The following is a 23,545-nucleotide window of genomic DNA, read 5'->3' as shown; positions in this document are numbered from 1 at the left end:
GCTCAGTCGTCGCCGCCGGGAGGCAGGGACTCGAAGATCTTCTTGCAGTCGGGGCACACCGGGGAACCGGGCTTCGGCGACTTGGTGACGGGGAACGTCTCGCCGCACAGCGCCACCACGAGGTTGCCCATGACCGCGCTCTCGGCGATCTTGGCCTTCTTCACGTAGTGGAACATCTTCGGCTCGTCGTTACCCGTGGAGTCGGTGCCCTCCGGGCGGGTGTCGACCTCGGGCAGCGTCTGGGTGGCCATGTCCTCCATGATGCCGCACGTGACCGAGCACGTCGTCCCCCGTTCCCCTCTGGCTCCTGTCGTGTCGCAGGAGGTGGCCGACGCCCTCGCCGAGGGGCGGGCCGTCGTCGCTCTGGAGAGCACGTTGCTGGCCCACGGGCTGCCGGCGCCGCGCAACCGCGAGACCGCCGACGTGCTGGAACGCGCGGTCCGGGCGCGGGGCGCGGTCCCGGCGACGGTCGCGGTGCTCGACGGCCGGCCCCGCGTCGGGCTCGACGCCACCGCGCTGGACCGGGTGTGCGCGGGCGACCTGGTGAAGTTGTCGGTGCGCGACCTCGGCGCCGCCGCCGGGCTGGGCCGCGACGGTGCCACGACGGTGGCGGCGACGGCGTGGCTCGCCGCGGCGGCCGGCATCGCGTTGTTCGCGACGGGTGGGCTCGGCGGGGTGCACCGCGGCGCCCGGGAGTCGTGGGACGTCTCGGCCGACCTGGGGGTGCTGGCCCGCACCCCGGTGGCGGTGGTGTGTTCGGGGGTGAAGTCGCTCCTCGACGTCGGCGCCACCCTCGAGGTGCTGGAGACGGACTCGGTCGGCGTGCTCGGCTACCGGACCGACACCTTCCCCGGGTTCTACCGCCGCGACTCCGGGCACCCGGTGCCGTGGCGCGCCGACACCCCGGCCCAGGTGGCGGCGGTGTGGGCGGCGCACCGGGCGACGGGGTCGGGGCTCGTCGTGGCCCAGCCCGTCCCGGTGGCCGACGAGCTCGACGAGGCGCTGCACGACCGGCTGCTCGGCGGGGGGCTGGCGATGGTGGCCGAGCGCGGGATCGTCGGCAAGGACGTGACGCCGGCGCTGCTGGAGCACTTCCACACCGGCAGCGGCGGGGCGAGCCTGGCGACGAACGTCGCCCTGGTGACGGCCAACGCCGGGCTGGCCGCCGACGTCGCGGTCGCGCTGGCGGCCGTGGACCGCGCCCGGCTCAGCCCTCGATGACGGGCCGCTCGCCGGGTTCGATGGCGCGCCGGTCGGCCGCGTACCGGTTGGGCTTCTCGGCCTTGCGCGGCAACCGGTCGTTGGCGACGAGGACGGCCATCCACGGGAGCGGGATCGACAGGACGAGCAGCCCGACGGCGAGCCACGGGATCTGGTAGCAGGCGGCCGCGGCGATCATGCAGGGGATCCGCATGAGCATCATGACCTTGTAGCGGCGCTTGCGGACGGCGAGCTCCTGCTCGTAGGACATCGCTGCGTCGGTGATGAGTACTGGTTGGTCCTGGCTGCTCCGCTGCGGCTCGGTCACGACGACATCTCCCTCGCTGTCGCCGGGGATGTTCTCCGGCGACCTGCACCATGGTTGCACCGCGACGGCGTCGGCGCCCGTCCATCTGCAGATACAGGTGGGATCTTCGCCCGGCGGCAGGGACGAAACGCCTGTCGGTAGGTGAACCGGACAGGGCGCGGGTGGTGCGCGGCGGTCAGCCGATGACGACGTCCTGCGGGTCGGTGTGGCCGTGCGCGTGCAGCGTCATGGGAGCGACGGCCTCCTCGGAGACGACCTCGAGGAGCTTGCGCGCCGTGCCCTCGGCGACCCGGTACCGCACGAGGCGGCCCTCGCGGTGCGCGGTGACGATCCCGTGGGCGCGCAGGAGCCGCAGGGCGTGCGAGACCGCGCTGTCGCTCATGCCGACCGACACGGCGAGATCGGACACGCAGAGGTCGCCCGCGTGGTAGAGCGCGAGCAGGATGCTGAGCCGGTTGACCTCGCCCAACGCGTCGAGCACGGTGGCTGCGCGGGCGAGCTCGTCGTGGTCGGCGAGGACTGCCGTGGCGTCACAGACCTGGTCCGGGTCGACGACGCGCAGGCCCTGGCGATCGTTGGGGACCTTGTGCACGTCGCCGATGCTAGTCGGTCCGATTGAATGTATGCGCACACCTGCGGTGTGGCGCTCGTCCGATCCGGCCGATCGCTCAGCCCGCCGCGGCCTTCTTCGCTGCCTTGGCGGCCTGCTTGTAGTCGCGGACCTTGCCCAGGGTGGCGGCGTCGACGACGTCGGCGACCGACTTGTGCACCCCGTCCTCGCCGTAGCCACCCGCGGCCTCGCGCCAGCCGTCGGGGGTGACGCCGCGCTGCTTGCCCAGCAGCGCGGTGAAGATCTGCGCCTTCTGGGTGCCGAACCCGGGCAGGCCCGCGAGCCGGGTGAACAGCTCCTTGCCGGTGGCGGCGTCGGACCAGAGGGCGGTGACGTCGCCGTCGTAGCGGTCGACGATCGTCGAGGCGAGCGCCTGCACCCGCTGCGCCATCGACTTCGGGTAGCGGTGCACCGCGGGCGGCCCGGTGAACACCGCGACCAGCGCGTCGGGGTCGTACTCGGCCAGCTCGCGCGCGTCGAGCCGGTCCACGCCCAGGCGTTGCGCGACCAGCGCGGGCCCGGCGAAGGCCCGCTCCATCGGGAACTGCTGGTCGAGCAGCATCCCGATCAGCAGCGCGAGCGGGTCGCGGTCGAGCAGCGCGTCGGCGTCGGTGTCCTGGGCCAGGCAGAGCGTCACACGGATGAGCCTAGCGCCGTTCGGACCGGCGCCGACCGGCCCGAACGGGTGGGGAGGAAGGATGGGCGGGTGCTCCCCGATCTCGTCCCGGCGGCGCCGGGCCTGCGCGCGTCGTTCCTGACCCACCGCTACACCGTCGACGGTGTGCGGGCCCTGCTCGGCAACGCCGCGCACGACGCGCTCACCCGCGGCGAGCCCGAGGCCGCGTTCCGCGCGAGCCGCGACGGCGGCGAGCTGGGGGTGGTCGTGCGGCTGCTGCTGCTCGGCGGCACCGAGCCCGCGCCGGCGGTGCGTGCCGCGCTCGGCGACCCGGAGCCGCTCGTCGCGGGTGGGCTGCTGCGCCGCGACGGGGACGGGTTCGCCGCGGCGCTCGACGTCCGCCCCTACGCCGACGACGCCGGGTCCGGCGACGCCGACGACGCCTGGTGGGTGGTGTCCGACCTCGACACCCCCGCGGCGCGCCAGGACCGCGACCACGTCACCGGTGTCGGCGGGGCGTCGCTGACGCTGGCGGCCGCCGCGATCCGCCGGCCGACGGCGTCGACGCTCGACATGGGCACCGGCTGCGGTGTGCAGGCGCTGCATGCGAGCAGGCACTCCGGCGCCGTCGTCGGGACCGACCTGGCGCCGCGGGCGCTGGCGATGGCCGCGGCGACGCTCGCACTGTCCGGGGTCCGCGCCGAGCTGCTCGAGGGGCCGTGGCTGGCGCCGGTGGCGGGCAGGCGGTTCTCCCACGTCGTGTCCAACCCGCCGTTCGTCCCGGGCCCGGCGCGCGTCGACTACGTCTACCGCGACTCCGGCGCCGACGGCGACGACGCCCTCGCCGCGCTGCTGGCCGACCTGCCCTCGGTGCTGGAGCCGGGCGGGGTGGCGCAGCTGCTGGGGTCGTGGCTGCACGTGCGCGGTGAGGACTGGCCCGACCGGGTCCGGAGGTGGCTGCCGCCGGGCTGCGACGCCTGGATCCTGCAGCGGGAGGCCGTGGACCCGGCGATGCACGTCGGGACGTGGCAGCGCGACGCCGGGCTCGACCTCACCTCCCCGGCGGCCCGCGCGCAGGCCGGTGAGTGGCTGGACTGGGCCGACAGCCGTGACGTCGAGGGCATCGGATTCGGGCACCTGCTGCTGCGGCGCACCGACGCCGAGCCGACGATCGTCGTCGAGGACCTCGTCGGTGAGGCGGGCGGGCCGCTCGGGCCGGAGGCCGACGGCTGGCTCGACCGCGTCGACTGGCTGCGCGCCCACGCCCGCGACGAGGCGCTGCTCGCCGCGACGCTGCGGCTGACCCCGGCCGCGACGCTGGAACGGTTCGCGGTGCCCGGCGCGCAGGGCTGGGAGGACGCGGGGGCCGCGGTCAGCCGTCGTGACGGGCCGCCGTGGCGCCACGAGGTCGACGAGCCGGCCGCCGCGCTGCTCGCGGGCTGTCGCGGTGAGCTGCCGCTCGACGAGCTGCTGCACCTGCTGTCGTTCGCCCACGACCGCCCCTACGACGCGCTGGTCGACGCGACGCTGCCCGCGGTGCGTGAGCTGGTCCGGCACGGGCTGCTGCTCCCCGCCGACGGGACCGGCGCGTGAGGGCCGTCGCCGCCCGCGTCACCCGGGCCGCGGTCCGCGTCGAGGGCGAGACGGTCGGCGAGATCGGCGCGGGCCTGCTCGTGCTGCTCGGGGTGCACCACGACGACACCGCCGAGCACGCCGCGACGATGGCCCGCAAGCTGCACGAGCTGCGGATCCTGCGCGACGAGCAGTCGTGCGCGACCACGGGCGCGCCGCTGCTCGTCGTCAGCCAGTTCACGCTCTACGGCGACACCCGCAAGGGCCGGCGCCCGTCGTGGCAGGCCGCGGCCCGCCCCGAGGCGGCCGCACCGCTGGTGGAGGCCGTGGTGGCGGAGCTGCGGGGGCGCGGCGCGAGCGTCGAGACCGGGGTGTTCCGGGCGCCGATGGAGGTCGAGTCGGTCAACGACGGCCCGTTCACCGTGCTGGTCGAGGTCTGACCACCGCGCTCCGACTACCGAGCGGGGGCCGCGCCCTCGACGAAGCTGCGCAGCACCCCGAGCAGGGCCGCCTTCTGGTCGTCGGTGAGCCGGGGGTCGGCGCGGATGGCGTCCTCGGTCCCGGTCACGACCGGCTCCGGCTCGGGGGCCGCGGCGGCGGGCTCGGCCGTGGACCACCCGGCCTGCGACAGCAGCTGCTCGGTGGAGAGCTGCAGGGCGTCGGCGATCGACCGCAGCACCTTCAGCGACGGCTGGTGCAGCCCGCGCTCGACCTGCGACAGATAGGCGTTGGAGACGCTGGTCAGCGACGCCATCTCCCGCAGCGACAGGTTCGCGAGGCGTCGCTGCCCGCGGATGAAGTCGCCGAGCGCGTTGACCTGCTCGGTCCAGGGCCCGCTGTCCGTTCGCTCGCCTGCGCTCATCACTCTCCTCGGGTCACGCCCATTGTCCCTGATCCCGCCTCAGGTCTCGCGCACGTACCGCCCCGGGGCGTCGTCGAGCGGCGGATGGTCGGCGCTGCCCATCGGAGGCGGCGGACGCATCGGGCCGGCCCGTTCCGCCGACCACACCGCCCAGTCCTCCCACCAGCTGCCCTGCCGCTGCCCGGTCGCGTCGCGCCACGCGTCGGCGTCGGCGGGGACGGGCCCGGTGCCGACGCGGTGCGCGGCCCGCGGCGACGGCGGGTTCACCACGCCCGCGATGTGCCCCGACGTCGTCAGCACGAAGCGGACGTCGCCGCCGAGCAGCCGCGCGCCGGCGTGGACCGAACGCCAGGGCGCGATGTGGTCGGACTCGGCCGCCACGACGTAGGTGTCGTGGCGGACCGCGCCCAGGTCCAGCCGCACGCCGGCCAGCTCCATCCGGCCGGTGGCGAGCCGGTTCTCGACGTAGAGGCCCGTGAGGTACTCCGTCTGCATCGCCGCGGGCATTCGGGTCGAGTCGGCGTTCCAGACGAGCAGGTCGAACACCGGCGGCTCGTTGCCCAACCACCAGCCGTCGACGACGTAGCGCCAGATCAGGTCGTCGGGGCGCAGCGCGTCGAAGGTGGCGCGCATCGCCGACCCGGGCAGATAGCCGGGGCCGCGCATCCGCCGCTCGAGGCGTTCGACGGCGCGGGGATCGGTGAACACGCCCAGCGGGCCGGGCTCGCTGTAGTCGAGCATCGTGTTGAGCAGCGTGAGCGTGCCGATGCGGCGGTCGCCGCGGGCGGCGAGCCACGCCGCGCCCGCGGTGGCGAGGGTGCCGCCCAGGCAGAGTGCGGCGACGTCCGTGCGTGGTTCCCCGGTGACGTCCTCGACAACGTCGAGCGCGGTGAGCAGGCCCGAGTCGAGGTAGTCGGCCATGGTGAGGTCGCGGTGCTCGGGACCGGGGTTGCGGTAGCTGAGCGCGAAGACGGTGCGCCCGTGGTCGACGGCCCACTGCGCGAAGCTGCGGCCCGGGGCGAGGTCCATGACGTAGTACTTGTTGATCCAGGGCGGCGACAGCAGCAGCGGCGTGCGGTGCACCGCGTCGGTGGTCGGCGCGTACTGGACGAGCTCGACGAGGTCGTTGCGGTACACGACCTTCCCGGGGGTCGCGGCGATGTCGCGGCCGACGACGAGCGCGCCGCGCGGTACCTGCAGCGGCGCCCCACCGTTGGTGACGACGTCGCGGGCGAGGTTGCGCAGCCCCCGCAGCAGGCTGCGCCCGCCGGTGCGCAGGGCGGTGGCGGGCACCTCGGGGTTGGTGAGCGGCCAGTTGACGGGGTCGGTGGCGGCGACGACCTGGTCGACGACGAACGCCAGCTTGCGGGTGGTGACCGGCCCCAGCTCGGTGCCGGCGGCGACGGCGCGGGCCCACTCGGCCAGCAGCGCGTGCTCACGACGGCACAGCGCGTACCAGGCGTTGGTGCCCCACGAGGGGTGGGAGTGGCGACGGTCGGGCGGCGGATCGAGCTCTCGTGTCGCGCCCGGCGCGGCGGCGGCGGCCAGGGCACGCAGGCTGTCCCCGGCGAGCCGGGCCGTCGCGGCCGCTGCCGTGGCGGGCTCGGCCACGACCGACCGCGCGGTCTCGGCGAGGGTGCCGACGACGTCGACGGGGTCGAACCGGGCCGCGAGCCACGACGGGGACACCACGTCGTGCAACTTCCCCACCCGCGCCCCCGATGCTCCCGGCCACCACCGCGGGAGGTCCCGGACGTTCCCGGAGTGACGAGACCCACGTTGTCACCCGCACGGCGGATGCGCTGGGCCGGGAACGATTGTCCACGACCTTGCGTTGGAACGAACAGAAGCCGGGGCGGCAGACGCCACAGCGTACCCCCCGGCAGCGCAGGGAGGGATTCCACGATGACCGCAGCCACCGCCCGTAAGCCGAAGGCAGTTCCGTCGCAGCGTACCGCCCCCGAGCGCGAGGTGTGGGACACCGAGCCGACCGTCGCCGCTCCGCGGGTCGACGAGCTCGACGCGCAGAGCCCCGCGGCCGACCTCGTCCGCGTCTACCTCAACGGGATCGGCAAGACCGCGCTGCTCACGGCGGCCCAGGAGGTCGACCTCGCCAAGCGCATCGAGGCCGGCGTCTTCGCCCGCCACGTGCTCGACACCGCGGCCGCCGAGGGCCGTGAGCTCGACGCCGACTACGCGCGCGACCTGCGGGCAGTGGGCCGCGACGGCGCCCGCGCCCGCAACCACCTCCTCGAGGCCAACCTGCGCCTCGTGGTGAGCCTGGCCAAGCGCTACACCGGCCGCGGTATGCCGCTGCTCGACCTGATCCAGGAGGGCAACCTCGGCCTGATCCGCGCCGTCGAGAAGTTCGACTACGCCAAGGGCTTCAAGTTCTCCACGTACGCGACGTGGTGGATCCGGCAGGCCATCACCCGCGGCATGGCCGACCAGGCGCGCACGATCCGGCTCCCGGTGCACCTCGTGGAGCAGGTCAACAAGCTGGCGCGAATCAAGCGCGACATGCACCAGCGTCTCGGCCGGGAGGCCACGCACGCCGAGCTGGCCGAGGAGTCGGGCCTGCCCGAGGAGAAGATCGCCGACCTCCTCGACCACGCCCGCGACCCGGTGAGCCTGGACATGCCGGTCGGCGCCGAGGAGGAGGCCCCGCTCGGGGACTTCATCGAGGACGCCGAGGCCGCCGACGCCGAGAACACCGTGATCTCGCACCTGCTCCACGACGACCTGCGCCGCGTGCTCGCGACGCTCGACGAGCGGGAGCAGAACGTGATCCGGATGCGCTACGGCCTCGACGACGGCCAGCCGCGCACGCTCGACCAGATCGGCCGCCGGTTCGGTCTCTCGCGCGAGCGGGTGCGCCAGATCGAGCGCGAGGTCATGGGCAAGCTGCGGGTCGGCGAGCGCGCCGACCGGTTGCGCGCCTACGCGAGCTGACCGCTCGCACCTGCGGCGCGATCCCGAGGACCTCTCGAGACGAGGCCGCGGTCGGCGACCGGTTCCCCCGGTCGCCGACCGTCGGGTCGCCGCCGCCCACCGGGCTCCCCACGAGTGACGGGCGACGACTTCCGGCGTCTTTGTACCGCGCAGGGTCCGGCCGTCCGCGGGCGACAGGCACCCCGTTCGAGTGGCGGAGGGTGACCAGGCGTCAGCCGAGAGTGAACGGATCCCGGGTGCCGCCGGACAGCTCGACCCACACCGACTTGTTCTCGGTGTACTCGTTGACCGCATCGATGCCGTTCTCGCGGCCGAGCCCGGAGCTCTTGAAGCCGCCGAAGGGCACGCTGGGTGCGACGACGCGGTAGGCGTTGATCCACACCGAGCCGGCCCGGATCTTCGCGGCGACCCGGTGCGCGCGGTGCACGTCCTTGGTCCAGACGGCACCGGCGAGGCCGTACTGGGTGTCGTTGGCCAGCGTGATCGCCTCGTCCTCGGTGGTGAACGTGTACGCCGACAGGACCGGGCCGAACACCTCCTCGCGCACGATCGTCGACTCCGGCCCGACGCCGGTCAGCACCGTCGGCTGCACGAACAGCCCACCCATCCCGGTGTCGGCCGCGCCGCCGTAGGCGACCGTCGCCCCCTCCCCCTTCGCCGTCTCCAGGTAGCCGAGGACCTTCTCGTACTGCGGCCGGTTCGCGACCGGCCCCATCTCGGTGCCGGGGTCGTTGGGGTCGCCCAGCCGGATCCGCGACGCCCGTTCCGCCACCAGCCGGACCAGCTCGTCGTGCACCGACTCGTGCACGATCAGCCGCGACCCCGCCATGCAGGTCTGGCCCGTCGCCGCGAACACGCCCGCGACCAGCCCGTTGGACGCCGCCTCGAGGTCCGCGTCGGGGAACACGACCTGCGGCGACTTGCCGCCCAGCTCGAGGGTGACCTTGTTGAGGTTCTCCGCGGCGGCGTGCGCGACGGCCCGGCCGGTGGCCGTCGAGCCGGTGAACGCGACCTTGTCGACGCCGGGGTGCCCGGCCAGGTGCGCCCCGACCTCGCGGGAGTTGCCCGTCACGACGTTCACGACGCCGGGCGGGAAGCCCGCCTTCTCGAACAGCTCCGCGAGCCCCAGCGATGACGACGGCGCGTGCTCCGACGGCTTCACCACGATCGTGCAGCCCGCCGCCAGCGCGGGCGCGACCTTCCACGTGAGCAGCAGCAGCGGCGAGTTCCAGGGCGTGATGGCCGCGACGACACCGACCGGCTCGCGGCGGGTGTAGACGAGGAAGTTCGGGTTGGGCGAGGGGATCTGGCGGCCCTCGAGCTTGTCGGCGATGCCGGCGTAGTAGTGGAACCAGCCGCCCAGGCCGTTGAGCTGGCCGATCATCTCCCGGTACAGCTTGCCGGAGTCGTTGACCTCCAGGCGGGCCAGCCGTTCGGCGTTCTCCGCGATGAGGTCGCCGAGGCGGCGCATCAGCGCCGCGCGCGCGAACCCGGTCAGCTCACCCCACTCCCCGTCCAGCGCGGCCCGCGCCGCGGCGACCGCCGCGTCGATGTCGTCGGGACCGCCGTCGGGAAGCACCGCCCACGGCTGCCCGGTGTAGGGGTTCTCCGACTCGAACGTCTTCCCCGAGATCGCGTCGACGGCCTTGCCGCCGATCACCATCCGGAAGTGCTCGAGATCCGCCATTCCACCGTCCTCCTCGACGTCGCCGGGCGTTCCGCGGCAACGCTACGAGACCCGGGCGGGCACGGCCACGCCTGCGGGCACCACCCCCGGGTCGGCCGCAATGACCGCCGTCACACTCCGTCGACGTCGTGGTGTGACGCTTTGCCATGGTCGCGGCGCGCTCCGCCACCTAGGGTTGATCGGGTGACAGGTTCGCTCTCGAGTACAGGTGCCCACCCCGACCCGGTCGACTCCGCGACCATGCGGGACGTGCTGGGCCATTTCGTGTCCGGGATCGTCGTCGTGACGGGAGCGGGCCCCGACGGGCCGCTGGGCTTCACCTGTCAGTCGTTCGCGTCGCTGTCGCTGGAACCGCCCCTGGTGAACTTCTGCCCCGCCCGGACGTCGTCGACGTGGCCGCGGATCCGGGAGGTGGGCCGCTTCTGCGTGAACGTGCTCGCCTCCGACCACCAGCACTACAGCGCCGGGTTCGCGCGGTCGGGCACCGACAAGTTCGCCGGCGTGACCTGGAGCGCCGCACCGTCCGGGGCGCCGATCCTCGACGGCGTCGCCGCCTGGATCGACTGCTCGCTCGAGCACGAGTACGAGGGCGGCGACCACACGATCGTCGTCGGCCGCGTCCACCACCTGGGTGCCGACGAGTCCCGCTCGCCGCTGCTGTTCCACCGCGGCGCCTACACGTTGATCGCGCCGGCGGCCGAGACGGAGCAGGCCCGATGACGCCGGTGCTGGTGGGGCTCGTCGGTGGGCCCGACGTCGGCGGCCGGACCACGACCGCCGTGGAGGGGATCCTCGCGGGCGCGGCGAAGGCGGGGGCGACGACGTCGCTGCTGGAGATCAGCCAGGTCTCGCAGGAGGAGATCGCGGCGGCGTTCGAGGCCGCCGACGGCGTCGTGCTGGGCAGCCCGGTGTACCGGGCGTCGTTCAGCGCGCTGCTGCGCACGGCGCTGGAGGGCACCGAGCGCGGCCGCTGGGGCGAGAAGACGGCGCCGCTGCAGGGCAAGGTCGCCGCGACGGTGCTGACGGGCGCGAGCGCGCACCACTTCCTCGCGGTGAACGACCTGCGCAACGTGCTGGCGTCGTTCTTCGCGGTGCAGGTGCTCTCGCCGGGTCTCTACTTCGACCACGGCGCCTACGTCGACCGGACGACGCTGACCGAGGAGAGCGCGACGCTCGCCGCGGCCCACGGCTCCGCGCTCGCCGACCTGGCCCGCGCCGTGCGGGGCTCGGCCGCGCTGCAGGCGATCACCCCGCAGGTCTGAGCCTCGCGGGCAGCAGTCGGGCTGCCGTGAGGTGCGGCGATCATCCGCGCGCAACCTCACTGTCGTGATCCGGCCCGTCGACAGCCGTGAGGTTGCGCGCGAAGAGCCGGCCGCAACCTCACGGTTGTCGGGAGCGCCGTCGACAGCGGTGAGGTTGCGCGCGGGTGTGTCAGTGCCCGGGGGCGGCCAGGGCTCTGACCGTCTCGGCGTCGGGGGCGCGCAGGGCCTGTTCCGCCAGCGCCGCGGCGGCGGCGAGGTCGATCCCCCGGACCGACTGTTTGACCCCCGCCACCGCGGGGGCGGCGACGCTGAGCTCGCGCACCCCCAGCCCGACGAGCAGGGCCGCGGCGGCATCGTCGGCGGCGACCTCCCCGCACACGGCGACGAGGACGTCGTCCCCGGCGCCGCGGCAGGTCGCCGCGACCAGGGCGAGGACCGCCGGGTCGAGGGGGTCGGCCAGGGCGGCGACGGCGTCGTTGCCGCGTTCGGCGGCGAGCGTGTACTGGGTGAGGTCGTTGGTGCCGATCGACAGGAAGTCGACGTGCGGGGCGAACGCCGCGGCCCGCAGCGCCGCCGCCGGCACCTCCACCATCATCCCGACCTGCAGCTGCGGCGGGACTCCCCTGCCCTCCGCGGCGATCGCCGCGTCGAGGGCGGCGCGGGCGGCGAGCAGCTCGGCGACCGTCGAGACCATCGGGAACATGACACTGACCGGTGTCGCGTGCGCGGTCCGGACGATCGCGCGCAGCTGGGTCGCGAACAGGTCGGGGGCGCGCAGCGCGAGCCGCAGCCCCCGCACGCCCAGGAACGGGTTGGCCTCGGCAGCTGCGGGGACGTAGGGCAACGGTTTGTCCCCGCCGACGTCGAGGGTGCGCAGCGTGATCCGGCGCCCGCCCAGCGCGGCGGCGACGTCGCGGTAGGCCGCCTCCTGCTCGTCGACGCCGGGGGCGTCGTCGCGGCCGAGGAACAGGAACTCGGTGCGGACCAGCCCGGCGAGGTCGGCGCCGGTCGCGGTGGCGGCGTCGGCGGCCGACCCGGCGTTGACGCCGACGAGCACGGTCGTGCCGTCGCGGGTCACGGCGGGTTCGCACGCGCGGGCGCGGGCGGCGCGGGCGCGGTCGGCCTGCTCGGCGGCGCGGGCGGCGAACCGCTCGGCCTGCGCCGGTGTGGGGTCGACGAGGACCTCGCCGGTGGTGCCGTCGACGGCGACGACGGTCCCGGCGGCGACGTCGAGGACGTGCATCCCGGCCCCCACGACGGCCGGGATCGCTTTGGCGCGCAGCAGGATCGCGGCGTGGGCGGTGGGGCTGCCCGCGGCGAGGACGACGCCGGTGACGGTGGCGGGGTCGAGGCCCGCGGCGTCGGCGGGGGTGAGGTCGGCGGCGACGAGCACCCCGTCGCCGGGTGTGGCGGCGGGCCCGTCCGCGCCGGTGAGGGCGCGCAGCACCTGGTCGCCGACGGCGCGGACGTCGCCGGCCCGCGCACGCAGGTACTCCCTCGGCAGCGCGGCGAACGCGGCGGCGGCGGCGTCGACGGCGTCGGCCCAGGCCCGCCCCGCGGCGCGACCTGCGGCGATGCGGGCGTGGGCGTCGTCGAGCAGGTCGGGGTCGTCGAGCAGTGCGAGGTGGGCGTCGAAGATGGCGGCCTCGTCGGCGCCCGCGGTGGTGGCGGTGTGGTCGCGGACGGCCTCGATCGCGTGGGCGGCGTCGGCGCGGGCACGCGCGAGCCGGGCCTGTTCGGCGGCGGGGTCACCGGCGGGGTCCTCGTCGATCTCGAACGCTGCCGCGCGCAGCGGGCGGGCGGGCCCGACGGCGATCCCGGGCGAGGCGCCCAGGGGGCGGGCCGGGGTGTCGGGTACGAGAAGCTCTTGCGGCGCAGCGAGTAAGGCCCCGGTCAGGCCCGAGTCCGCTGCGGCGGCGACCACCCGGTCGAGGGCGGTGGCGGCGTCGGGACCGGTCGCGCGGACCTCGATCACGTGGCCGGCGAGCCCGCCGAGCGTCGCGAGCCGCGACAGACTCGCGACGGGGACCCAGCCCGATCCCGTGGACGTGTTGCGCGCCTGCACGTCCGCGGCGAGCCCACGCACCGCGCCGACGAGCCGCGACGCCGGGCGCGCGTGCAGGCCGTGGGGGTCGCGCAGGGTGAGCGTGACGGTCGGCCCCTCGACGTCGGGCGGCGCCGGGGCCTCGTCCGCCCCGGCCGGGGCGCTGCCCAGCTGCGCCGTCTTCGCCGTGAGGGCGTCGGTCGCGTCGGCGGCGACGGCGGCGGCGCCGGCACCTCCCGCGGCGGTCACGACGGCCGCGACCAGCCCCTCGACCAGCGGCGCCGCGCAGAGCACGACACGGGTGGCGAGGTCGGGATCGACCATCTCCAGCGCCAGCTCGGCCGAGAGCACGGCGCTGCCGAGGTCCATCAGCACGACGACGCCGGCGCCGTCGTCGGCGGCCTCGACGGCCGCCGTGATCGCGGCGGCGTCGGTGCCGAAGGTGGTCTCGTCGAGGCCGGCGGCGACCTCGATGCGCGGGCCGCCGTCGTGGACCATCTCCCGGGCGAGGGCGACGGCGGCGTCGGCCAGCGCCCGCGAGTGGGAGACGACGACGATCCCGACGAGCCCCCCGGCGGGGCCGGTCACGCCAGCGCTTCGGCCGCGGCGACGACGAGCAGCGTCACCGACGTCGCACCCGGATCCTGGTGTCCCGCACTGCGCTCGCCGAGGTAGCTGGCCCGGCCCTTGCGGGCGACGAGCGGGATCGTGGCGTCCCTGCCCGACGCGGCGGCGGTCGCCGCGGCCCGCAGCGACTCCCCCAGCGGGTCCCCGTCGGCCAGCGCGGCGTCGAGCGCATCGACGGCCGGGGCGAGCGCGTCGAACATCGTCTTGTCACCGGCCTCGGCCTTCCCGCGGGCGACGACACCCTCCAGCCCCGCACGCAGGGCCTTGGCGAACGCGGGCCCGTCGAGCTCGGTGACCTCGCCCGACGCGGTCGCGACGCGCAGGAAGAACGTCCCGTACAGCGGTCCGCTCGCCCCGCCGACGGTGCTGACCAGCGTCATCCCGACCTTCTTGAACAGCGCCGCGGCGCTGGGCTGCGGCTCGGCGTCGAGCGCGGCGACGACGGCCGTCATGCCGCGGTCGAGGTTGGAGCCGTGGTCGGCGTCGCCGATCGCGGAGTCCAGCCGGGTCAGTTCGTCGCGGTGCTCGTGCACCGCCGCCGCGAAGCGTCGTACCCAGTCCGTGAGCTGGTCGATGCTCGCGCTCATGCTCCCCACCGCAGTCCGGGAGTGTTCACCGGTGCGTCCCACAGCCGGATCAGTTCGTCGTCGGCCTTCACGAGGGTGACGGAGCAGCCCGCCATCTCCAGGCTCGTGATGTAGGGCCCGACCAGCGAGCGCGCGATGCGTACGCCGGCCTTGTCGAGCAGGGCCGCGACCTCGTTGTACATCAGGTACAGCTCCAGCAGCGGTGTGCCGCCCATGCCGTTGACGAAGCAGATGACCCCGTCGGGGCCGGTGAAGTCGAGGTCGGCGAGGACGGGCTCGACGAGCATCGCGGCGACCTCGCGGGCCGGCGCGATCGGCACCCGGCGCCGGCCCGGCTCGCCGTGGATGCCGATGCCGATCTCCATCTGGTCCTCGGGCAGCTCGAACGTCGGCTGCCCGGCCGCGGGCACGGTGCACGAGGTGAGCGCCATGCCCATGCTGCGCCCCCGGTCGTTGACCTTGCGGGCCACCGCCGCGACGGCCGCGAGGTCGCGCCCCTCGTCGGCGGCGGCGCCCGCGATCTTCTCCAGCAGCACCGTGACGCCGACCCCCCGGCGGCCCGCGGTGTAGAGGCTGTCCTGGACGGCGACGTCGTCGTCGGTGACGACCGATGCCACCTCGACACCCGTCTCGGCGCCGGCCAGCTCGGCGGCCATCTCGAAGTTCATGACGTCGCCGGTGTAGTTCTTCACGACGTGCAGGACGCCGGCGCCGCCGTCGACACCTCTGGTGGCCGCGACCATCTGGTCGGGCACCGGGGAGGTGAAGACCTCGCCCGCGCAGGCGGCGTCGAGCATGCCGGGGCCGACGAAGCCGCCGTGCATCGGCTCGTGCCCGGACCCGCCGCCGGAGACCAGCCCGACCTTGCCCCGCACCGGCGCGTCGGCGCGGTAGACGACGCGGTCGGAGTGGTCCACGCGCAGCTCGGGGTGGGCGGCGTCCATGCCGCGCAACGCCTCGGCGACGACGTCGGCCGGATCGTTGATCAGCTTCTTCATCGTGGGCCCTCCGTTGGGCGCGACCGTGGTCTGGCGGCACGTGCAGGCGACCTGAACACATTTCGACTATGCCGAACGCGCATCGGAAGCTACGCTCGCCCGCGGAACAGGGCAAGACCCGACCGCAACGACGTGGCAGGAGGCCGGCGTGATCCAGTCCGTCGACCGCGCGGTGCGCATCCTCACCGCGCTGCAGGGCGCCCGACGGATGGGCCTCGGCGAGCTCGCCACCCAGCTCGAGCTCGCGCCGTCGACGGTGCACGGGATCGTCCGCACCCTGCTCGACCACGGGATGATCGCCCAGGAGCGCGACTCCGGCCGCTACCGGCTCGGCCCCGCCACGCTGCGGCTGGGCAACGTCTACCTCGACACCCTCGAACTGCGGTCGCGCTCGGTGCCGTGGGCCGAGGACCTCGCCGCCCGCACCGGGGTCGCCGTGCGCACCGCCGTGCTCCTGGCCGGCGTCGACCGCGACCTCCCCGAACGCGACGTCATCGTCGTCGCCCACGAGCCCAGGCCGGGGGGCGGTCGCCAGATGAACGAGGTCGGTATCGTCGTCCCCGCCCACGCGTGTGCGCTCGGTAAGGCGTTGCTGGCCTTCGACGACACCGCCCTGCCCGAGACGGATACGTTGCGCAGCATGACCGGCGAGACCATCACCGATCCGGCGCGGCTGCGCGACGAGCTGGCCGCCGTCCGCGCCGCCGGCATCGCCACCGAGGCCGAGGAGGCCGTGCTCGGCGAGTACGGCGTCGCCGCCCCGGTCGGGGACCACAGCGGCGCCGTCGTGGGCGCGATCGGGCTCGTCGTGACACAGGCCGACTGGCCGCTCGACCCCGCCGCCGCCGACGCCCTGCGCGCCACCGCCCGCAGCATCTCCCGCGAGCTCGGCGCCGCGTCCTGGCCGCCCGCGGTCACCGAGCGGCCGGCGGCGAGCGCATGACCGCCAAGCTGGGCATCGGGCTGGCCGCCGTCGCGCGACCGGCCTACATCACCTCGGGCCGCGCGCGTGACCTCGGCACCGAACGCAGCGTCGAGACGCTGCGCGAGCGCACCTGGGAGGTCCTCGACGCCGCTGTGGCCTGCGGGGTCGACTACGTCGACGTCGCCCGCTCCTACGGGCGCGCCGAGGAGTTCCTCGCGGGCTGGCTCGACGCACACCCCGGCGCGCGGGTCGAGGTCGGGTCGAAGTGGGGGTACCGCTACGTCGGCGACTGGCGCACCGACGCCGCCATCCACGAGGTCAAGGACCACTCGATCACCGCGTTCACCGAGCAGCTGGCGCTCACCCGCGCCACCCTCGGCAACCGGTTCGACGTCTACCACGTGCACTCCGCGACGCTCGACACCGGAATCCTGACCGACTCGTCGATGCACACCCAACTGGCGGCGCTGCGCGACGAGGGCGTCCGCGTCGGCATCTCGACGTCGGGCCCCCGCCAGGCCGACGCGATCCGGCGCGCCCTGGAGATCCGGGTCACCGGCCGGCTGCTGTTCACCTCGATCCAGTCGACGTGGAACGTGCTGGAGCCCTCGGCCGGGCCGGCGCTGGCCGAGGCGGCGGCCGCGGGCGCGCGGGTGATCGTCAAGGAGCCGGTGGCCAACGGGCTGCTTGCCCCCGGCGGTCAGGACGGCTCGCCCGTCGCGGAGAAGGCGGCGGCGCTCGCCGAGAAGGCCGGCGTCGGCCTCGACAGGCTCGCGATCGCGGTGGCGCTGGCCCGGCCGTGGGCGTGGCGGGTGCTCTCCGGCGGTGTCGACGCTGCGCAGGTCCGCAGCAACGCGGCCGCGGCCAACGTCGACCTGCGGGGCGTCGACACCGCCGTACTCGAGGAGCTCTCCGACCTCGCCCAGCCGCCCGAGCAGTACTGGGCGGCCCGCTCGGCGCGCGCCTGGAGCTGAGCTCAGGCCGGCGCGGTTCCGACGACGCCGAGCCGGCGCCCGATCGCGGCGGCCTCGCTGCGCGAGTGCACCCCGAGCTTCGCGAGGATCGCCGTCACGTGGTGGTCGGCGGTCTTCGGTGAGATCACGAGCCGCGCGGCGATGTCGGCGTTGGTCAGCCCGTCGACGAGCAGGGTCAGCACGTCGAGCTGACGCGCGGTGAGACCGGCCGGGTTGGCCCGCGTCGTCGACGAGCTGCCACGCGGGACCGCGTTGACCCCGGACTCCCGCAGCCGGGAACGCACGAGCGCGGCGACCGCACGGGCGTCGAGGGCGTCGAGGCGGCGCAGGGCGTCGAGCAGGTCGTCGGTGGACCCGCTGTCCCACAGGGCGACCGCCTGCGCGTAGGGCTGGTCGTCGGGTGCCTGCAGCGGGCCGGGGTCGGGCGCCGCGCTCTCCTGCACACCCGCGGCGGCCAGCCTGCGCAACCACCGGCTCAGCGGCGCGACGACGACGTCGCGGCCGGCGTAGTCGCGGCAGTACAGGTCCACGACCAAGGGACCGTCGAGGCGCGGGTCGGGGGTTCGGGTGATCCACGCGTTCTCCGCGAGCGCCTCCGCGGCGGCCGCGACCATGCCGGGGCTGGCGACCAGGTTCGCGATCCGCCACATCTCGTCGAGGTGTGGGTTGCGCGGCGGCGCCTCCCGGCGGGCGGCCAGCAGCCCGAGCACGAGGTTGGGCCACAGCCAGCCCAGCCTGATGTCGGTCGCGGCGAGCGCGATGCGGGAGTCGTCCTCGGCCTCGGCCCAGCGGCCCTGCAGCAGCCTCAGCCGGGCCCGGACCGCGTTGAGGTAGGCCACGCAGATCGGGGCGTCACGCTCCTCGCTGATCCGCAGCCCGTCGGCCACCGAGACCTCCGCCTCGGCCAGCCGCCCGTGGTCGACGTCGTAGTGGCACAGGTTCGCCATCGGCGTCGTCGTCAGGTCGTCGAGGCGGTGGCGCATGCCGACCTGCATCGCCGCGACGAGGTCGGCGCGCCCGCTCACGTCGCCCTGCAGCAGCCGGGTCACCGCGGTGCCGATCGACGCCGTGCTGCGCAGGACCACGTCGTCGCCCAGCTCCGCGGCGATCACGTCGACCTGCTCCCCCGCGCGTGCGACCGCCCCGGCGTCACCGCGCCAGGCGGCGAGGAAACCCTGCTTGCACAACGCGAACCCCAGCGCGCGACGGTTGTCGCCGGCCGCCAGGATCTCAACCGCGGCGTCGGCGTGGTGCTCGGCGGAGGCGCGGTCGGCCGCGCCCCAGAAGAAGCCGGCCAGCGCGGTGTGCCCGGCACCGACTGCGTCGGTGTTGCCTGCCGCGGCCCGCAGCTCGATCGCCTGCTCCCGGGCGGTGATGGCGTCCCGTAGCCGATCGGAGAGGTAGAGGTCGAGCGCCATGGCCTCCAGCAGCCACGCCCGGACGGCGGTCTCCCGCGGCGCACCCGCGACGTGGCGCAGCGCCGTCTCGAAGAAGGCGACGGCCTCCCGGTGCGCTCCGGCACGCGAGGCGTCCTCGCCCGCGACCGGCGCATACGTCAGCACCCGCTCGGCGTCGCCCGCGGCCGCGGCGTGGTGGGCCAGCACGCTCGGGTCGCCGCCGACAGCCTCCAGCGCCTCGATCATCACCGCGTGCAGGGCTGCCTCGCTGCCGGGTGCGATCGCCTCCAGCACCGCGGACCGGGCGATCTCGTGCCGGAACGCGACGCCGTCGCCGTGCCGGTCGACCAGGCCGGTCGCAGCCAGCACCCCCACCGTCGCCGTCGGCACCGCGAGCGCGCCGAGCAGCTCCCGCGTCACCGGCTCGGGCGTGCACGACAGCAGTTCCAGGCACTGCCGGGCCCCCGCGTCCAGCGACGCGACACGGGCCAGTACCGCGTCGCGCACGCTCGCGGGCAGCGGGGAGTCGGGCTGGGCGAGGATCTGGCTGACGAAGAACGGGTTGCCCGCCGTGCGGTGGTGGACGTCCGCCGGGTCGGCGCCGGAGCCGGCGAACAGCTCGGCGACGGCGTTGCGGCTCAGCGGGGTCAGCTGCAGCCGCCGCGCGTCGGGGGTGCTGACGAGGTCGCCGACGACCGGGCTCAGCGGGTGGTCGACGCCGAGCGCGTCGCGGTAGGACAGCACCAGCAGCAGCGGCAGCCCCGCGATCCGCCTGCCCAGGAACCGGACGAGGTCGAGTGTCGCCTCGTCACCCCAGTGCACGTCCTCGACGACGAGCATCCGCGGCCGGCCGCGCAGCGCGTCGAGGACGGCGGTGAAGACCTCGTGCGGCGCGGCGGCACCGCGGAGCAGGTCGGGCACCGGGTCGCCGAGGTCGTGGGCGACGTCGCGCAGCGGCCCGAGGGGGCGCGGGGTGCTCAGCGAGTCGCACATGCCCCACAACGGCTGCAGCTGCTCGCGCGCCTGTTCGGCGAACGCCCGCAGCAGGACGGTCTTGCCGATCCCCGCCTCGCCGGCGACGAGGACGACCGAGCCCGCGCCGGTGGCGGCACGCCGGGCGCCGTCACCGAGCACGCCCAGGTGGTGCTCGCGTTCCAGCAGCTGCACGAATCGGACTGTAGGAGACGAACGTCGCGTCGGACACGGCCGTACGGACGTCATCGTGGCTGATCGGGGTGATCGGGCGGGACCGTCGGTGGGTCGTGATGGACTGTCGCCCGTGGAACGGATCACGGTCGCCGCGCGCCGGGCGCGGCTCGTCGCCCGGCACCGGCTCTCGGCCGCGACCCGCGCGTCGCGCGAGCCGACCGCGACCCGCGCATCGGGCGACCCTGCCGGTGTCGTCGAGGCGGCGTCGGCGGTCCTCGGCCTGCACGCGACCGACCCGGCGACGGTGCACCTGTCCGCCCTGGCGCGCACCGACGGCGCGGTCGTCGCCGACGTCGAGGACGCCCTCTACACGAAGCGCTCGCTCGTGCGGATGCTCGGGATGCGGCGCACGGTGTGGGTCCTCGACCGCGACACGGCGGCGCTCGTGCAGCACGGCTGCGCGCACACCGTCGCCGCGACGCAGCGCAGGCGGCTGGTCGGGCACCTCGACGGGTCCGGGATCCCCGATGCCGCGGCGTGGCTGGCCGAGGTCGAGGCCGAGACGCTGGCCGCGCTGCACACCCGTGGCGAGGCGTTCGCCGCCGAGCTCGCCACCGACGTCCCGCGGCTGCGCACCCGGATCGCGGCCACGGGGCAGAACGCGACCGCCCGGGTGCTGCTGCAGCTGGCCGTCGACGGGCACATCGTCCGCGGCAGGCCGCGCGGGTCGTGGACGTCGACGCAGTACCGCTGGTCACCGGCCGCGACGTGGCTGGGCGACCCCCTCGCCGCGCCGTCGGTCGAGGCCGCGCAGGCCGGGCTCGCCGCCCGGTGGCTCACGGTGTTCGGACCCGCCCCGGTGTCGGACCTGCGCTGGTTCACCGGCTGGACCGCGCGAGAGACCACCCGGGCGCTCGCGGCGCTCGACGTCGTCGACGTCGACCTCGGCGCCACCCCCGGCATCCGGCTCGCCGACGACCCCGTTCCCGAGGCCGAGCCGCCGGCCGAGGCGGTGCTGCTCCCCGCGCTCGACCCCACACCCATGGGCTGGCAGTCGCGCGACTGGTTCCTCGGCGCGCACCGCGACCTGCTGTTCGACCGGACCGGCAACATCGGGCCGACAGTGTGGTGGGAGGGTCGCGTCGTCGGCGGGTGGGCGCAGCGCGACGGCGGCGAGGTCGTCGTCCGGCTGCTGGAGGACGTGGGCACGGAGGCCGCCGCCGCGGTCGACGCCGCGGCCCACCGCGTCGCGGCGCACGTCGACGGCACGCGGGTGGTGCCGCGCTTCCGCACGCCGCTGGAGAAGGAGCTGGCGTCGGGCTGACCGCTCGTCCGGTGCGCTGCCTTGTCCGGTGCGCTGCCTTGTCCACTGCCTTGTCCGGTGCACTGCCTTGTCCGGTGCACTGCCGTGGAGCATCCTCGACGCGGCACCCCGGGAGGTGACATGCCGGTCTGGGACATCGCGCGGCGACCGCCCGCGGAGCAGTTCGCGGTGTGGCACGACGTCATCTGCCGTGCGTTCGTGCCGCTGACCCCGACCCGCACCGCCGCGGACGCGCATGGTTTCCCGGCGCGGGTGGAGACCCGCGAGCTGGGGACGGTCAACCGGGCCCGCATCGACTCCCAGCCGCAGCTCACCGCGCACGGCCCGCGCGAGGTGGCCCGCTCGGACGGCGAGTACGTCTTCGTCAACCTGCAGGTCAGCGGGCACTGCCACGTCCGGCACCGGGTCGGGTCCGACGACGTGGACGCGGTCGTGGCGCCGGGCCAGTTCGTCGTCCTGGACACCACCGAGCCGTACCACCTGCGCTTCGACGAGCCCTGGCGGATGCTGTCGTTCCGCGTCCCCCACCGCGGCCTGGGTGGGCGGCCACGGCAGGCGTTGCTGGGACGCGCCGTCGACGGTGGCTCGGGCACCGGGCACGTCGTCGCGACGCTCGTGCAGGCGTTGTGGCGCATGGACGATCATGTCGCCGCGCCCGGTTCGGGGGCGCTCGACGATCTGGAACGGTCCTTCGCGGCGGCCGTGGCCGCGTTCCTCGGCGCCCCGGGCGAGGAACCGGGCCACGACGTGCTGCGGGCCGCCGTGCTGCGCCACGTCGCGGCGAACCTCGCCGACCCCGGGCTGTCGGTCGCGTCGGTGGCGCGCCGGTTCGCCGTGTCGCCGCGCACGCTGCACGCGGCGTTCGCCGAGCACGACACGACGTTCGCCGCGGCCGTGCGCACCATGCGGCTGCAGCGCTGCGCCCGTGCGCTGCGCGACCCCGCCGAGACCGCGACGGTCACCGCGATCGCCGCCCGCTACGGCTACCTCGACCCGTCGGCGTTCAGCCGCGCCTTCCGCCGCGAGTACGGCATCGCGCCGCGCGAGCTGCGCCGCCGCTGACTCCCGACGAGGCCGCACGTTCTGCACAGTGGTGGCGCACGCCCGGCCGGGACGCGCGCGCGAGCACCGCCGGACAGTGGTCCCCACGCCGATGCAAGGGAGCACCCGTGGCCGTCTCCTTCACCCTGTCCCCCGCCCAGCAGCAGCTCACGAAGGCCGCGCGCCAGTTCGCCGAGGAGCACCTGGGCCCGCTCGCCGACGCCGTGCGCGCGGAGCCCGACCCCCTGCGCCGGTCGCTGCTCGCGCGCCCGGTGTTCGAGAAGGCCGTCGCCGCGGGGTTCCTGAAGGGCCTGATCCCGGCGCCGTTCGGCGGCGCCGCGGGCGACGGCGTGGACGCCGCGATCCTCGTCGAGGAGTGGGCCGCGAAGAGCCCCGACTTCGTCATCTCCATGGCCGGTCCGCTGATCGCGCTCGCCCCCGTCTACGAGGTGGGCACGCCCGAGCAGATCGAGCGGTTCGTCGCGCCGTTCCTCGCCGACTCCGGGGCGCCCGTCGCGGCGATGGCCTTCTCCGAGCCCGACGGCAGCGCCAACTTCGACGCCCCGCCCCCGGCCGGGGGCACGCTGACGGTCGCGGTCCCCGACGGCGACCATTTCGTCGTCGACGGCCGCAAGCAGTGGGCGTCGCACCTGCCCGGCTGGGACGGCGACGGCCCGGACCTCATGACGATCGTGTGCCGCACACCCGGCGGCATCTCGCTGCTGGTCGCCGAGCGCGAGCACCTGGCCGGGCACGTCGAGGTCGAGGAGTACCTGGACCTGCCCGGCCTCGCCGGGTGCATGACCGCGCGGGTCCGGCTGCACGGCGTCCGTGTTCCGCGGGCCAACCTGCTCGGCCAGGAGGGGCAGGGGGCGGCGTTGACGCGCAACGCGTTCGTCGCCAGCGGGGCGTCGATCGGCGCGTTCGCGACGGCGGCGATGCGGGAGGCGTTCGCGGTCGCGCACCGGTTCGCGACGACGCAGACCCGCGGCGGCGCCGTCCCGATCATCGAGTACCAGGCCGTCGCCGATCTGCTCGCCGACGCGAAGGGCCGCATCGAGGCGGTCCGGCTGCTGTCGTGGCGGGCGCTCGACGCCGCGCTGTCCGGCGATCCGGCCGGGCCGGAGCTCGCGTTGCACGCCAAGGTGTTCGGCTCGGAGACGGCTGTGTCGGTGATCAACGACCTGGTGCAGGTCGTCGGCGTCACCGCCTACGACACGGCGTTCCCGCTGCTGCGCCGGCTGCATGAGGCGCTGGCCTACCCGGTGATCGAGGGCAGCAACGTCGGTGTGCGTCGCCGGCAGCTGCAGGCGATGCTCGCCGCTCCGGGCTACGACCCGCTGGCCGCGTCCGGACTCACGTGAAGCCTGTGAGTGGCGATAGTCGCTAT

Annotated in this window: 22 protein-coding genes; 11 read left to right on the top strand and 11 right to left on the bottom strand. The window is 75.0% G+C overall.

What is annotated here, in order from left to right; translation table 11 throughout:
• Window positions 1-2: 2 nt before the first annotated feature.
• Window positions 3-251 (bottom strand): DUF3039 domain-containing protein, encoded by a 249-nt coding sequence (locus PSU4_RS18230; RefSeq protein ID WP_147109866.1) that lies wholly within the window; start codon window positions 249-251, stop codon window positions 3-5.
• 10 nt (window positions 252-261) lie between these two features.
• Here PSU4_RS18230 and PSU4_RS18225 point away from each other — a divergent pair, with 10 nt between their 5' ends.
• On the top strand, window positions 262-1,221 hold the full coding sequence (locus PSU4_RS18225) for a pseudouridine-5'-phosphate glycosidase (protein ID WP_246115196.1): 960 nt from the start codon (window positions 262-264) through the stop codon (window positions 1,219-1,221).
• Here the strand turns inward: PSU4_RS18225 and PSU4_RS18220 are convergent.
• The 3 genes from PSU4_RS18220 to PSU4_RS18210 form a co-directional block, all read right to left on the bottom strand.
• Window positions 1,208-1,528, bottom strand: coding sequence for a DUF3099 domain-containing protein (locus PSU4_RS18220; protein WP_147109863.1), 321 nt, complete (start codon window positions 1,526-1,528; stop codon window positions 1,208-1,210). The two genes, PSU4_RS18225 and PSU4_RS18220, sit on opposite strands and share 14 nt — an antisense overlap.
• A 175-nt stretch (window positions 1,529-1,703) precedes the next feature.
• The gene (locus tag PSU4_RS18215) at window positions 1,704-2,120 is read right to left on the bottom strand and encodes an ArsR/SmtB family transcription factor (protein ID WP_147109861.1); all 417 of its coding nucleotides are present in this window, start codon (window positions 2,118-2,120) and stop codon (window positions 1,704-1,706) included.
• Between the two features lie 76 nt (window positions 2,121-2,196).
• Window positions 2,197-2,781, bottom strand: coding sequence for an HhH-GPD-type base excision DNA repair protein (locus tag PSU4_RS18210; RefSeq protein ID WP_147109912.1), 585 nt, complete (start codon window positions 2,779-2,781; stop codon window positions 2,197-2,199).
• Window positions 2,782-2,844: 63 nt separating this feature from the next.
• Here PSU4_RS18210 and PSU4_RS18205 point away from each other — a divergent pair, with 63 nt between their 5' ends.
• Both PSU4_RS18205 and dtd read left to right on the top strand, forming a co-directional pair.
• Complete coding sequence (locus PSU4_RS18205; protein WP_147109859.1) at window positions 2,845-4,347, top strand: DUF7782 domain-containing protein; 1,503 nt, start codon at window positions 2,845-2,847, stop codon at window positions 4,345-4,347.
• Complete coding sequence (gene dtd, locus PSU4_RS18200) at window positions 4,344-4,766, top strand: D-aminoacyl-tRNA deacylase (protein ID WP_147109857.1); 423 nt, start codon at window positions 4,344-4,346, stop codon at window positions 4,764-4,766. The genes PSU4_RS18205 and dtd overlap by 4 nt, the downstream gene beginning before the upstream one ends.
• A gap of 14 nt (window positions 4,767-4,780) precedes the next feature.
• On the opposite strand, the gene PSU4_RS18195 is transcribed toward dtd, so the two are convergent.
• Both PSU4_RS18195 and PSU4_RS18190 read right to left on the bottom strand, forming a co-directional pair.
• Window positions 4,781-5,188 (bottom strand): helix-turn-helix domain-containing protein, encoded by a 408-nt coding sequence (locus PSU4_RS18195; protein WP_147109855.1) that lies wholly within the window; start codon window positions 5,186-5,188, stop codon window positions 4,781-4,783.
• A gap of 39 nt (window positions 5,189-5,227) precedes the next feature.
• The gene (locus PSU4_RS18190) at window positions 5,228-6,880 is read right to left on the bottom strand and encodes a PHA/PHB synthase family protein (protein WP_246115194.1); all 1,653 of its coding nucleotides are present in this window, start codon (window positions 6,878-6,880) and stop codon (window positions 5,228-5,230) included.
• Between the two features lie 213 nt (window positions 6,881-7,093).
• Here PSU4_RS18190 and PSU4_RS18185 point away from each other — a divergent pair, with 213 nt between their 5' ends.
• Window positions 7,094-8,140: a sigma-70 family RNA polymerase sigma factor gene (locus PSU4_RS18185; RefSeq protein WP_246115193.1), complete on the top strand. Its 1,047-nt coding sequence runs from the start codon at window positions 7,094-7,096 to the stop codon at window positions 8,138-8,140.
• A gap of 211 nt (window positions 8,141-8,351) precedes the next feature.
• Here the strand turns inward: PSU4_RS18185 and PSU4_RS18180 are convergent, their stop codons facing one another.
• Entirely contained in the window at window positions 8,352-9,827 is a 1,476-nt protein-coding gene (locus tag PSU4_RS18180) for an aldehyde dehydrogenase (protein WP_147109850.1), read from the bottom strand.
• 240 nt (window positions 9,828-10,067) lie between these two features.
• On the opposite strand from PSU4_RS18180, the gene PSU4_RS18175 reads away from it, so the two are divergent.
• Together PSU4_RS18175 and PSU4_RS18170 are read left to right on the top strand one after the other, a co-directional pair.
• The gene (locus PSU4_RS18175; protein WP_147109908.1) at window positions 10,068-10,547 is read left to right on the top strand and encodes a flavin reductase family protein; all 480 of its coding nucleotides are present in this window, start codon (window positions 10,068-10,070) and stop codon (window positions 10,545-10,547) included.
• Entirely contained in the window at window positions 10,544-11,089 is a 546-nt protein-coding gene (locus PSU4_RS18170; RefSeq protein ID WP_147109848.1) for an NAD(P)H-dependent oxidoreductase, read from the top strand. The genes PSU4_RS18175 and PSU4_RS18170 overlap by 4 nt, the downstream gene beginning before the upstream one ends.
• 169 nt (window positions 11,090-11,258) lie before the next feature.
• On the opposite strand, the gene ptsP is transcribed toward PSU4_RS18170, so the two are convergent.
• The 3 genes from ptsP to dhaK are packed head-to-tail and all read right to left on the bottom strand — an operon-like array spanning window position 11,259 to window position 15,345.
• Window positions 11,259-13,721 carry a phosphoenolpyruvate--protein phosphotransferase gene (ptsP, locus tag PSU4_RS18165; RefSeq protein ID WP_246115191.1) on the bottom strand — a complete coding sequence of 821 codons (2,463 nt, stop codon included), beginning with the start codon at window positions 13,719-13,721 and terminating at the stop codon, window positions 11,259-11,261.
• Window positions 13,718-14,347, bottom strand: coding sequence for a dihydroxyacetone kinase subunit DhaL (gene dhaL / locus PSU4_RS18160; protein ID WP_147109846.1), 630 nt, complete (start codon window positions 14,345-14,347; stop codon window positions 13,718-13,720). The genes ptsP and dhaL overlap by 4 nt, the downstream gene beginning before the upstream one ends.
• Window positions 14,344-15,345 carry a dihydroxyacetone kinase subunit DhaK gene (gene dhaK / locus PSU4_RS18155; protein ID WP_147109844.1) on the bottom strand — a complete coding sequence of 334 codons (1,002 nt, stop codon included), beginning with the start codon at window positions 15,343-15,345 and terminating at the stop codon, window positions 14,344-14,346. The genes dhaL and dhaK overlap by 4 nt, the downstream gene beginning before the upstream one ends.
• Before the next feature lie 148 nt (window positions 15,346-15,493).
• On the opposite strand from dhaK, the gene PSU4_RS18150 reads away from it, so the two are divergent.
• Together PSU4_RS18150 and PSU4_RS18145 are read left to right on the top strand one after the other, a co-directional pair.
• Window positions 15,494-16,288 (top strand): IclR family transcriptional regulator, encoded by a 795-nt coding sequence (locus PSU4_RS18150; RefSeq protein WP_147109842.1) that lies wholly within the window; start codon window positions 15,494-15,496, stop codon window positions 16,286-16,288.
• On the top strand, window positions 16,285-17,244 hold the full coding sequence (locus tag PSU4_RS18145) for an aldo/keto reductase (RefSeq protein ID WP_147109839.1): 960 nt from the start codon (window positions 16,285-16,287) through the stop codon (window positions 17,242-17,244). Before PSU4_RS18150 ends, PSU4_RS18145 begins: the two co-directional genes overlap by 4 nt.
• 2 nt (window positions 17,245-17,246) lie before the next feature.
• On the opposite strand, the gene PSU4_RS18140 is transcribed toward PSU4_RS18145, so the two are convergent.
• Window positions 17,247-19,808: an ATP-binding protein gene (locus tag PSU4_RS18140; RefSeq protein ID WP_186817034.1), complete on the bottom strand. Its 2,562-nt coding sequence runs from the start codon at window positions 19,806-19,808 to the stop codon at window positions 17,247-17,249.
• Between the two features lie 112 nt (window positions 19,809-19,920).
• Between PSU4_RS18140 and PSU4_RS18135 the strand changes: the two genes are divergently transcribed.
• The 3 genes from PSU4_RS18135 (at window position 19,921) to PSU4_RS18125 (ending at window position 23,519) form a co-directional block, all read left to right on the top strand.
• A complete protein-coding gene (locus PSU4_RS18135; protein WP_147109835.1) occupies window positions 19,921-21,114 on the top strand; it encodes a winged helix DNA-binding domain-containing protein in 1,194 nt (397 codons plus the stop codon).
• A 120-nt stretch (window positions 21,115-21,234) separates the two neighbouring features.
• Entirely contained in the window at window positions 21,235-22,176 is a 942-nt protein-coding gene (locus tag PSU4_RS18130; RefSeq protein WP_147109833.1) for an AraC-like ligand-binding domain-containing protein, read from the top strand.
• Between the two features lie 107 nt (window positions 22,177-22,283).
• Window positions 22,284-23,519: an acyl-CoA dehydrogenase family protein gene (locus tag PSU4_RS18125; RefSeq protein WP_147109831.1), complete on the top strand. Its 1,236-nt coding sequence runs from the start codon at window positions 22,284-22,286 to the stop codon at window positions 23,517-23,519.
• Window positions 23,520-23,545: the final 26 nt, after the last annotated feature.

Source organism: Pseudonocardia sulfidoxydans NBRC 16205 (assembly GCF_007989085.1).
Taxonomy (GTDB): domain Bacteria; phylum Actinomycetota; class Actinomycetes; order Mycobacteriales; family Pseudonocardiaceae; genus Pseudonocardia; species Pseudonocardia sulfidoxydans.
Note: the sequence above shows the minus strand (reverse complement) of the source record. Positions and strands in the feature narration are given on the sequence as shown.